Annotated in this window: 10 protein-coding genes; 5 read left to right on the top strand and 5 right to left on the bottom strand. The window is 71.4% G+C overall.

Annotated elements, in window-relative coordinates:
- Window positions 1-54: 54 nt before the first annotated feature.
- Window positions 55-423, bottom strand: coding sequence for a transcriptional regulator (locus ACFU6K_RS20030; RefSeq protein WP_380664782.1), 369 nt, complete (start codon window positions 421-423; stop codon window positions 55-57).
- On the bottom strand, window positions 420-1,115 hold the full coding sequence (locus tag ACFU6K_RS20025; RefSeq protein WP_380664780.1) for a hypothetical protein: 696 nt from the start codon (window positions 1,113-1,115) through the stop codon (window positions 420-422). The genes ACFU6K_RS20030 and ACFU6K_RS20025 overlap by 4 nt, the downstream gene beginning before the upstream one ends.
- A gap of 147 nt (window positions 1,116-1,262) precedes the next feature.
- Here ACFU6K_RS20025 and ACFU6K_RS20020 point away from each other — a divergent pair, with 147 nt between their 5' ends.
- Window positions 1,263-1,856: a DUF4291 domain-containing protein gene (locus ACFU6K_RS20020; protein ID WP_380664778.1), complete on the top strand. Its 594-nt coding sequence runs from the start codon at window positions 1,263-1,265 to the stop codon at window positions 1,854-1,856.
- Between the two features lie 38 nt (window positions 1,857-1,894).
- Here the strand turns inward: ACFU6K_RS20020 and ACFU6K_RS20015 are convergent, their stop codons facing one another.
- Window positions 1,895-2,410, bottom strand: coding sequence for a DinB family protein (locus ACFU6K_RS20015; protein WP_380664776.1), 516 nt, complete (start codon window positions 2,408-2,410; stop codon window positions 1,895-1,897).
- A gap of 340 nt (window positions 2,411-2,750) precedes the next feature.
- Here ACFU6K_RS20015 and ACFU6K_RS20010 point away from each other — a divergent pair, with 340 nt between their 5' ends.
- Entirely contained in the window at window positions 2,751-4,958 is a 2,208-nt protein-coding gene (locus ACFU6K_RS20010) for a M4 family metallopeptidase (RefSeq protein ID WP_380664786.1), read from the top strand.
- A 115-nt stretch (window positions 4,959-5,073) separates the two neighbouring features.
- Here ACFU6K_RS20010 and ACFU6K_RS20005 read toward each other — a convergent pair whose 3' ends face one another.
- Both ACFU6K_RS20005 and ACFU6K_RS20000 read right to left on the bottom strand, forming a co-directional pair.
- Window positions 5,074-5,553, bottom strand: coding sequence for a hypothetical protein (locus ACFU6K_RS20005; RefSeq protein ID WP_380664774.1), 480 nt, complete (start codon window positions 5,551-5,553; stop codon window positions 5,074-5,076).
- 241 nt (window positions 5,554-5,794) lie between these two features.
- Window positions 5,795-6,436, bottom strand: a complete 642-nt coding sequence (locus ACFU6K_RS20000; RefSeq protein WP_380664772.1) for a dihydrofolate reductase family protein — start codon at window positions 6,434-6,436, stop codon at window positions 5,795-5,797.
- Window positions 6,437-6,618: 182 nt separating this feature from the next.
- Here ACFU6K_RS20000 and ACFU6K_RS19995 point away from each other — a divergent pair, with 182 nt between their 5' ends.
- From ACFU6K_RS19995 to ACFU6K_RS19985, 3 genes are all read left to right on the top strand, one after another.
- The gene (locus tag ACFU6K_RS19995) at window positions 6,619-7,374 is read left to right on the top strand and encodes a phosphotransferase family protein (RefSeq protein ID WP_380664770.1); all 756 of its coding nucleotides are present in this window, start codon (window positions 6,619-6,621) and stop codon (window positions 7,372-7,374) included.
- 61 nt (window positions 7,375-7,435) lie between these two features.
- Entirely contained in the window at window positions 7,436-8,209 is a 774-nt protein-coding gene (locus tag ACFU6K_RS19990) for an aminoglycoside adenylyltransferase domain-containing protein (RefSeq protein ID WP_380664768.1), read from the top strand.
- A gap of 142 nt (window positions 8,210-8,351) precedes the next feature.
- Window positions 8,352-9,554, top strand: coding sequence for an alpha/beta hydrolase family protein (locus ACFU6K_RS19985; protein ID WP_380664784.1), 1,203 nt, complete (start codon window positions 8,352-8,354; stop codon window positions 9,552-9,554).
- Window positions 9,555-9,703: the final 149 nt, after the last annotated feature.

Raw genomic sequence — 9,703 nt, 5'->3', positions numbered from 1 at the left:
CCGGTTCGGCCGGTGCTGCCGCCCTGTGGCACATCCGGGGGTCGTCCCGGGGTCTCAGTGGGGCGCCGGGGCGGCCGCCGGGCCGGGGCCGGGGTCGGATCCCCCGGCCGGTTCCTCGGCGCCTTCGAGGCGGTGGATCAGGGTACGGAGCGCCGCGATCTCGTCGTGCAGGGCCTTCTTGCCGGCCTTGGTGAGCTGGATCCAGGTGCGAGCGCGCTTGCCCTCGTAGCCCTTGTCGATCGTGACCAGGCCGGCCTTCTCCAGGACGCCGAGGTGCTGGGAGAGGTTGCCGGCGGTGAGGCCGAGGGTGGTGCGCAGGAAGGTGAACTCCACCTTCCGGGCCTCCTTGGCCACCGCGAGGATGCCCAGGCGGACGCGCTGGTGCACGACGTCGTCGAGGCCGCTGGTGGGGTGCTCGGTCATTCGGCCGACCGACCCCGGGCCCGGTGCAGCAGGGCGAGGGCGACGCCGCCGAGCAGCAGCACACCGCCTTCCAGCAGCACACCGGGGAGGAAGGACCACGGGGACGGGCCGAGGAGGTCGTCGGAGTAGAGCATCGCGAGCAGGTATCCGCAGGTCACGGCGAGGAGCGGCCGGCTGCGCTCGATCCAGGCGAGCAGCAGCAGCGCCAGACCGATCGTCCCGGCCGGGCTCATCAGCGTGTCGGCGGCTGCGGAGAGCGGCCCCGGCTGCCCGTACAGGTCGGCGAGGAACCCCGGGTGGGACACCGTCCACGCCTGGTCGGCGGCCATGAGCAGGGCGAGGACGACGCCCAGCACCAGGTACGGCCAGATCCTGGTGCCCAGGCCGAGCCGGGCGGACCGGCGGAGGTAGAACCAGCTGATCGCGGCGTAGGAGAGCAGCAGCGCCACCGGCCAGTACCACATGGCGGGGGGAAGGGAGTTGACGCAGACTCCGCCCAGGCCGTAGCGGGGCTCGTCGCAGGGGCCCTGGCCGTACCGCACGACCGGTATCGCGCCGAACCTCACGGCGGCGAAGACCAGGAGCGGGAACCACGCGCCGCGCTGCTCCCGGCGGACGCGCTGGATCACCGCCCCGGTCGCCGCCAGGAGGTGCCGGGGGTCGTTCGAGGGCTGAACGGGTTGAGTCGCCATGAGGACAAGGTTTGCATGACAAACCGATTGCGTCTAGAGATCAGTTTGCGAACTGGCCGTACGCGGCGGGCGGTTGATGCGCGCGCACCCCTGCCGAGCTGGGAAAATCGCTGGCGCGAGGCGTGTTGAAGGCCGACCCTGGTCACCGTGTCAGAACGCAAGCACCAGATCCGTGCCCTCCACACCGACTCGACGGTGACCGTCTACCAGGCGTACGCGCCGGAGGTCGGGCTGCCCGCCGCACGGGACGGGCGCTTCCCGGCGGCGTGGAAGCGGGACCGGATGACGTGGATCAAGCCGTCGTTCCTGTGGATGATGTACCGCTGCGGGTGGGCGACGAAGGAGGGCCAGGAGACCGTCCTGGCGGTCGAGATCACCCGCGAGGGCTTCGAGTGGGCCCTGGAGAACAGCTGCCTGTCCCACTACGAGCGCGGGCTGCACCCCGACCGGGCCGCCTGGCAGCGGCAGTTGAAGCGGTCCCCGGCCCGGGTGCAGTGGGATCCGGAGCGCGATCTGCACCTTCAGCCGCTGCCGTACCGGTCGCTGCAAGTCGGCCTGGCCGGGGAGGCGGCCGCGCGCTACGCGGACGAGTGGATCGTCTCGGTCCAGGACGTCACCGCGCTCGCGCACGCGGTCCACGCCCATGTGCGGGAAGGGGAGTTGGAGGCCGCCCGGCAGCTCCTCCCCGCCGAACGCCGCTACCCGGCGGGCGACGCGCTGCTCGCCCACCTGGTCGGCTGAGCCCGCACGCACGCCCGCACGCCCGCCAACTGCGGACGTCAGCCAGTAGCGCCGTCGGTGAGCTCGCGCACGACGTCCAGGTGGCCCGCGTGGCGGGCGTACTCCTGGAGGACGTGGAACAGGATCCAGCCCAGGGTGGGCCGCGGGGTGCCGTCGTCGGGGAAGCGGCCGCCGGGTGCGGCGACGGTGGACAGGGGTGTGCCGGACACGACGGCCCGGGTGTGCTCGCCGCCCGCGTGCAGCGCGGCGAGGAGTTCGGCGGCCGTCTCCTCCGGTCCGACGTGCCAGCGGTCCTCCGGGCCCCGGTCGCCCCAGGGCGCCGGGACCTGCTCGCCGCGGAAGCCCCAGCGCAGCCAGCGCTGCTCCATGTGGACGAGGTGCTTCAGCAGTTCGAGCATGGTCCACCCGGAGGGGAGCCGGCTGGCGCGCAGCTCCGCGTCGGACATTCCCTCGGTCTTGGCTCCGATCACGGAGCGGTAGTAGTCGAGGTAGTCGAGCAACAGCTCGCTGGGGTCGGAGAGTTGCCGGTCGGGCTCGGGCAGGGGGAGAGTCATGGGCCGAGTCTGCCACGGCGCCGTTCCGGTACCCACGACTGCCTGGCCGCACCGCCTTTCCCCCCGCATTGCTCGCCTTCTGGCGAAGAATTACCTCCCCATTACGTCTTTGGCGAAGGTATTCGGCCAACTTGGTGCAGAAAGGGTGACGCGTTCAGACCAAAACTGACACTGTACCGTCCCATCTCATTCGAACCACCAGCTCTACCGGGCAGCAGCACCCTCGGCCGCCGCCCGGCTGACTCCGGCCACTCGAACCCGGCCGTCGCAGAAGGAGTTCCGTGTGACTCGATCCCCCCGAAAGTCCACCGCCGCGGGCGCGTTGATAGTCGGCGCCGCGATGATCGTGGCCGCTCTGACACCCGGCGTCGCCGCCGCCGAGACTCCCGCCCAGACACCCGCCGAGGCCCCCGCCGGGGCCCAGGCCTTCGCCGGCGCGCTGCCGGTGCAGCTGTCGCCCGAGCAGCGCGGCGAGCTGCTGGCCTCCGCGGACGCGTCCCTGGCGAAGACCGCGAGGTCGCTGAACCTGGACGCGAAGGAGGCGCTGATCGTCAAGGGCGTCACCAAGGACGCGGACGGCAGCGTGCACACCCGCTACGAGCGGACCTTCGACGGACTCCCGGTGCTCGGCGGCGACCTGGTCGTCCACACCGCCCCCGACGGCTCCACCAGGGGCGTCACCAAGGCCACCGACGCGGACATCGCCGTCGACACCACCCCCAAGGAGAGCGCCGACTCGGCGAAGGGCCTCGCGCTCGACAGCGCCGGGAGCGCGAAGGTCTCGGAGGCGTCGGCCGACGACGCCCGCAAGGTGGTCTGGGCCGCCTCCGGCACCCCGCGGCTCGCCTGGGAGACGGTGGTCACCGGCACCCAGGAGGACGGCACGCCGTCCGAACTGCACGTCATCACCGACGCCGACACCGGCAAGAAGATCTTCGAGTACCAGGGCATCGAGACCGGCATCGGCACCAGCAGGTACTCGGGCCAGGTCACCATCGGCACCTCGGCGGTCGCCGGCGGCTTCGCGATGACCGACAACACCCGCGGCGGCCACAGCACCTACGACCTGAACGGCACCAGCGGCACCAGGACGCTGTTCACCAACCCGACCGACACCTGGGGCGACGGCACCGTCGCCAACCGGCAGACCGCGGCCGTGGACGCCGCCTACGGTGCCCAACTCACCTGGGACTACTACAAGAACGTCCACGGCCGCAACGGCATCAAGGACGACGGCGTCGGCGCCTACACCCGGGTCCACTACAGCAAGAACTACGTCAACGCGTTCTGGTCCGACGCCTGCTTCTGCATGACCTACGGCGACGGCGCGGGCAACGTCAAGCCGCTGACCTCGATCGACGTCGGCGCCCACGAGATGACGCACGGCGTCACCTCCGCCACCGCGAACCTGATCTACAGCGGCGAGTCCGGCGGCCTCAACGAGGCCACTTCCGACATCATGGCCGCCGCGATCGAGTTCTGGGCCGGCAACCCCGAGGACAAGGGCGACTACCTGGTCGGCGAGAAGATCGACATCAGGGGCGACGGCAGCCCGCTGCGCTACATGGACAAGCCCTCCAAGGACGGCCGCTCCAGGGACAACTGGTCGGCCGACCTCGGCTCCATCGACGTCCACTACTCCTCCGGCCCGGCCAACCACTGGTTCTACCTGGCCTCCGAGGGCAGCGGCGCCAAGACCGTCAACGGCGTGGCCTACGACTCCCCGACCTCCGACGGCCAGTCGGTGACCGCCATCGGCCGGGACGCGGCGGCCAAGATCTGGTACCGGGCGCTCACCACCTACATGACCTCGTCCACCAACTACGCGGCCGCCCGCACCGCCACCCTCCAGGCCGCCGCCGACCTGTACGGGAAGACCAGCGCGACGTACCAGAACACCGCCAACGCCTGGGCGGCCATCAACGTCGGCCCGCGCGTCGTCGACGGCCTCCTGCTGGAGCCCGTCGCCAACCAGATCACCGCGATCGGCACCTCCGCCGACCTCCGGATCGAGGCCGCCAACTTCAACCCCGGCATCGTCACCTACCACGCGACCGGCCTCCCGCTGGGCCTGACGCTCCACCCGGTCACCGGCCAGGTCACCGGCGTCCCGGCCCTCCCGGGCACCTACCCGGTCACCGTCACCGCCCAGGGCTCCCACCACGGCAGGACGTCGACGACGTTCACCTGGCGGGTCTCCCCGGGCATCTTCGCGAACACCACCTCCCTGCCGATCCCGGACGGCGGCCCGGCGGTCTTCTCCGACATCGTCGTCGACCGGCTCCCGGGCCAGGCGCCGAGCGACCTCAAGGTGAGCGTGGACATCAAGCACACCTGGCGCGGTGACCTGGTCATCGACCTGGTCGGCCCGAACGGCACGGTGTACCCGCTGAAGAAGGGCAACCTCGGCGACTCGGGCGAGAACGTCATCGAGACCTACACGGTCGACGCCTCCGCCCAGCCCGCCAAGGGCACCTGGCGGCTCCGGATGCAGGACACGTTCCGCGGCGACTCGGGCCACCTCGACGGCTGGAAGATCATCTTCTGACCGCACCCGCACTGAGCACGGACCACTGAGCACGGATCACCTCTCGCACGTGCGGTACGGGCCGTCCGTCCCCGGGTGGCCGGGTCAGTGGGTCAGCCGGTCAGTGGGCCTGGAGTCAGCGGGCCAGGAGGAACTTGGTGGTGGGCACGCCCCGGACGGTGGCGCACTCCAGGGACGAGGCGGTGGCGCTGTAGGTGAAGCCGCTCGGGACGCTGCACGCCCACATGCCGCTGACCGGGACGCGGAGGTGGAAGGTGGTGGACGGGACGCCCTGGGTCAGGCTGCACGAGGTGGACGAGCCGGCGGCGTCGTAGGTGAAGCCCGGGGCGGTCGCACAGGAGGTGAGGCCGTCGACCGGGGTGCGCAGGTGGTACTGCGGCGAGTTCCAGCTGCCGCCGCCGCTGCACGTGCGGCTGAAGACGACCCCGTCGTAGACGTAGCCGGACGGGACGGAGCAGGCATAGGTGCCGTCCAGCGACGTGGTGGTGGCGGAGGCCGGAGTCGCGGTGGCGGCCCCGGTGAGCAGCAGGGTGAGTGCGGCGAGGCCGGCGGGCAGCGCGGTGCGTGCGGTTCGGATGGTTCGTGCGACGGACATGTCTTCTCCTTCTTGGAGGAGTTGCACGGTACGGAGGACGGTGGTCGCCGGTGGGCGTTCACAGCCGTCGACGGTTCTAGCACCCCCGACGGGCCGTCATCCCGCCGTTCCGTCCGGGATGATCATTCCGGCGCCCGCCGTCCACGCGCCGCGCGCCGGATCCTCCGGTCCGTCTCAGCCGGTCGGCCCGCCGGGCCCGTCCCGCGCCTGGCGCACCCGCTCCGCGCTCCGGGTCACCGGGTCACCGGGCGTCGTCGTGCCCGAGGCCCCGGTCCGGCAGGCTCATGTCGCCCGTCCTCGGCGTGCCGTCGGCGAGCCCGTAGCGCAGGTAGACCGTGCCCTGCGCGCCGGCCACCGGCGGTTCGAGCAGGGTGAGGTTGGTGGGCACCGCGCCGCCGTCGAAGACCTTCTTCCCGACGCCGAGCACGATCGGGTGCACCCACAGGTCGAGGCGGTCGAAGAGCTTCTCGCGCAGGAGGCTCTGCACCAGGTTCAGGCTCCCGACGACCTTCACGTTCCGGTGCCGGTCGCGGACCTCGCGCACCGCGCCGGCCAGGTCCGGGCCGAGCAGCGTGGATCCGGCCCACGGGAGGTCGGGGGTGCCCCGGGAGGCCACGTACTTCGGGACGCGGTTGAAGAGTTCGGCGATCTCGCCCTCCTTCTGGTGCGGCCAGTAGGAGGCGAAGAGGTCGTACGTCCGCCGGCCGAGCAGGAGCGCGTCCGTGCCCTCGTACGCGGCGAGGATCTGCGCCCCGGTGACCTCGTTCAGCAGCGGTGCCTGCCAGCCGCCGAACGGGAACCCCTCCGGGTCCTCGTCGGGGCCGCCGGGCGCCTGCCCGACGAGGTCGAGGGTCGCGAACAGTTCGATCTGGATGAGGCCCATGTCTGTGCTCCCGGTGGAGGGTGAGGGGGGTCGTCCCGGTCGAGATGTAGACCTTCCGGAGCCGGAAAACTCATCGCCACGCCGACACCCGGTTCCGCACTCGGGCGGCGGGGCGGACGTCGCCGGGCCGCGTGCGGTAAATCCGGCGACGGCGGCGGCCGTCCCCGGGATACTGGGCGCCCATGGATGAGGTCGAAGTCGTCGTCGCCCATTCCGAGCGCGCGACCCTGCGCGTCGGCGAAGTGTTCCTGAAGGTGGACGCCGATCAGGCGCGCATCGACCGCGAGGTCGAGGCGATGTCCCTCGTGCCGGTCCCGACCCCTGAGGTCCTGTGGCGCAAGCCGCCGGTGCTCGCGCTGGCCGCGCTCCCGGGGACGACGCTCGGACGCCTCGGCGGGCCGTCGACCGGGTCGCCGACGGCGTGGGCGGCGGCGGGCGCCGCCATCCGGAGGCTGCACGACGCACCACTGCCGCCCTGGCCCGGCCGGGCGGGCCGGAGCGTCGCCGCGCTGGTGGCGGAACTCGACGACGAGTGCGGGGCGTTGGTGGCGAACGGCGTCCTGCCCGCCGACCTGGTCGCCCGCAGCCGCCGGGTCGCCGAGGCCGCGTTCCGGCCGTGGACTCCGGCGTTCACGCACGGCGACCTCCAGATCGCGCACGTCTTCGTCGACGGCGACGAGGTCACGGGCATCATCGACTGGTCCGAGGCGGGCCGGGGCGATCCCCTGTACGACCTCGCCACCTTCACGCTGGGGCACGAGGAGCACATCGGCGACGTCGCCGCCGGCTACGGCGCCGACCTCGACCTCGACGTGATCCACGCGTGGTGGTCGCTGCGGAGCCTGCTGGCGGTCCGCTGGCTGATCGAGCACGGCTTCGACCCCTTCGCGCCGGGCTGCGAGGTCGACGTGCTGAGGAGGTGCTCCGCGAGGGTGTGAGCGGTTCGCCTGCTGTGTCGACGTCGGGTTCCTTCCACGTCAACGGGTATGGAGGTCCCCCGTGTTCACCCCGTACCGCGAGCTGGACGCGCTCCTGGACGAGTTCGTCCACGCGGTCCGCGGCATCCTCGGCGACACGTTCGTCGGTGCCTACCTACAGGGCTCCTTCGCGCTGGGCGCCGGAGACCCGCACAGCGACTGCGACTTCATCGTCGCCACGACCGTCCTGCCCGCCGGGGCCACGGAGGCGGAGCTCCGCCGGCTCCACGACGGGATTCCCACCCGTCCGGGCTTCTGGACCAAGCACCTGGAGGGCTCCTACGCGGACACCACGTCCCTACGCACCGTCGCCGGGCTCGGAACACCGTGGCTGTACTGCGACCACGGCCACCGCGAGTTGATCTGGGACACCCACTGCAACAGCCCGCACACCCGCTGGATCCTCAGGAACCACGGGATCACCCTCGCCGGCCCCCCGGTCACCGACCTCGTCGACGCGGTGCCTCCCCGGGCCCTGCGCGAATCGATGCGCGAGATGCTGCCAGGCTTCATGGAGGACCTGCGGACCTGGGCCCGCCTCGACGTGGCCTGGAGTCAGCGCTATGCCGTGACCACCTACTGCCGGGCGCTGTTCACCCTGCACACCGGCGAGGTGGCCTCCAAGCGCGGCGCGCTGGAATGGGCGCGCGAAACCCTTGACCCGCGCTGGCACCCCCTGCTCACCCAGGTGATCCAGGACCGGGAGCTTGGCTGGGACCCGGCCGACCCGCCACGACCGGGCAGCCTCGAAGCGATGTACGCCTTCGGTGTCTATGCGGAGTCCTTCGCCGACTGAACGGAGCCGGGCCTGGCCGAACCCCCGCGCGACGTAGTCCCGGCGTATGACTCCGGTACCTCGTGGGAGCTACGAACGGCACCGGAATGCTTACCTCTACGGGTTGATTCGATACGGAGCCGCGGAACCTAGCGTCTGCCCCATGAAACGCAATCGCCGTATCAGCGCAGTCGCGGCGCTGACGCTCGCCGCCCTCGTCACCGGAACCGGCGCAGGGTTCGCCGCCACGGCCACACCGGTGGCCGCTCCGGTGGCCACGCACGCGTTCGACGCCGCACCGGCCACGGCCACCGCGCCCGCGCGGTCCTTCCAAGGCGTGCTCCCCGCGCCGACCGGCCCCTACGCCGCCGGCGAGGAGGTCATCCACCTCACCGACGCGAGCCGCCTTGACCCGTGGGTGCCGTCATCCGGCCCCCGCCAACTGACCGTCACGATGGTCTACCCGGCCGTCCCCGGGACCGGGACTCCGGCCCCTTACATGTCCCTCGGCGAGGCAGCCGGAATCGTCCAGCGGACGAACCTGCCGGCGAGCTCCGGTGTCACCCCACAGACCCTTTCCGGCGTCACCACCCACGCCTTCGACGGCGCGCGGCCGCAGAACGGAAAGTATCCGCTGGTGGTCCTCTCACCGGCGTACGAGGACCCGCGCATCACGCTCACCTCGCTCGCGACCGACCTGGCCAGTCACGGCTACGTCGTCGCGCTCGTCGGCGACACCTACGAGGACAGCGGCGAGACGCTGGCGAACGGCCAGACCACGCCGTGCGCGATCTGCGGTGACCCGACGCGGATCGACTCCATCCCCACCAGCCGCGCGCTGGATGTGTCCTTCCTGATCGACCAGTTGACGCACGGCAATACCGCGTGGCGCCTGGCACACCTCATCGACAAGCACGAGATCGGCATGGCCGGACACTCCATCGGCGGAGCGGCGGCCTCCGCCACGATGGTCGCCGACCCGCGGGTACGGGCCGGCGTGAACATGGACGGCGCCTTCAAGCCTGTCCCGATGCCCGGCCAGATCAACCGGCCGTTCCTCATGCTGAGTTCGCCCAACAACCACCCGGCCAATGGCGGCGACACCACGTGGGTGCAGGCCTGGGCCGCCCTCGGCGGCTACAAGAAGTGGCTGACGGTCGCCGGCGCCGACCACTTCAGCTTCAGCGACCTGGACGTGCTCCACGAGCAGGCCGGGTTCCCGACGCCGCCCCTCTCCCCGGAACGCGGGGTGGAGATCACCCGCGAGTACGTGACGGCGTTCTTCGACCAGACGCTGAAGGGGATCGACAGTCCGCTGCTGGACGGCCCCTCGCCGAACAATCCGGAAGTACTCTTCCAGCCCTAGTCGTTCTGTCCCGTGAGGTCAGGGATGCGGCTTCGAGTGGGCCGCCGTCGAAGGTCCGGCGGTAGGGCTTGACGTCGCGTTCGTTCCGGCCGCGCCCTTCCCGAGGGCGCGGCCGTTCTCGCGCGTCAGATCGAGCGCGGCGGTGGCAC

It is taken from the genome of Kitasatospora sp. NPDC057512 (genome assembly GCF_042802135.1).
Classification (GTDB): Bacteria; Actinomycetota; Actinomycetes; order Streptomycetales; family Streptomycetaceae; genus Kitasatospora.
Note: the sequence above shows the minus strand (reverse complement) of the source record. Positions and strands in the feature narration are given on the sequence as shown.

Coding starts and splice junctions, on each gene's coding strand:
- ACFU6K_RS20030 (WP_380664782.1), bottom strand. CDS start 423: ATGACCGAGCACCCCACCAGCGGCCTCGACGACGTCGTGCACCAGCGC.
- ACFU6K_RS20025 (WP_380664780.1), bottom strand. CDS start 1,115: ATGGCGACTCAACCCGTTCAGCCCTCGAACGACCCCCGGCACCTCCTG.
- ACFU6K_RS20015 (WP_380664776.1), bottom strand. CDS start 2,410: ATGACTCTCCCCCTGCCCGAGCCCGACCGGCAACTCTCCGACCCCAGC.
- ACFU6K_RS20010 (WP_380664786.1), top strand. CDS start 2,751: ATGATCGTGGCCGCTCTGACACCCGGCGTCGCCGCCGCCGAGACTCCC.
- ACFU6K_RS20005 (WP_380664774.1), bottom strand. CDS start 5,553: ATGTCCGTCGCACGAACCATCCGAACCGCACGCACCGCGCTGCCCGCC.
- ACFU6K_RS20000 (WP_380664772.1), bottom strand. CDS start 6,436: ATGGGCCTCATCCAGATCGAACTGTTCGCGACCCTCGACCTCGTCGGG.
- ACFU6K_RS19995 (WP_380664770.1), top strand. CDS start 6,619: ATGGATGAGGTCGAAGTCGTCGTCGCCCATTCCGAGCGCGCGACCCTG.
- ACFU6K_RS19985 (WP_380664784.1), top strand. CDS start 8,352: ATGAAACGCAATCGCCGTATCAGCGCAGTCGCGGCGCTGACGCTCGCC.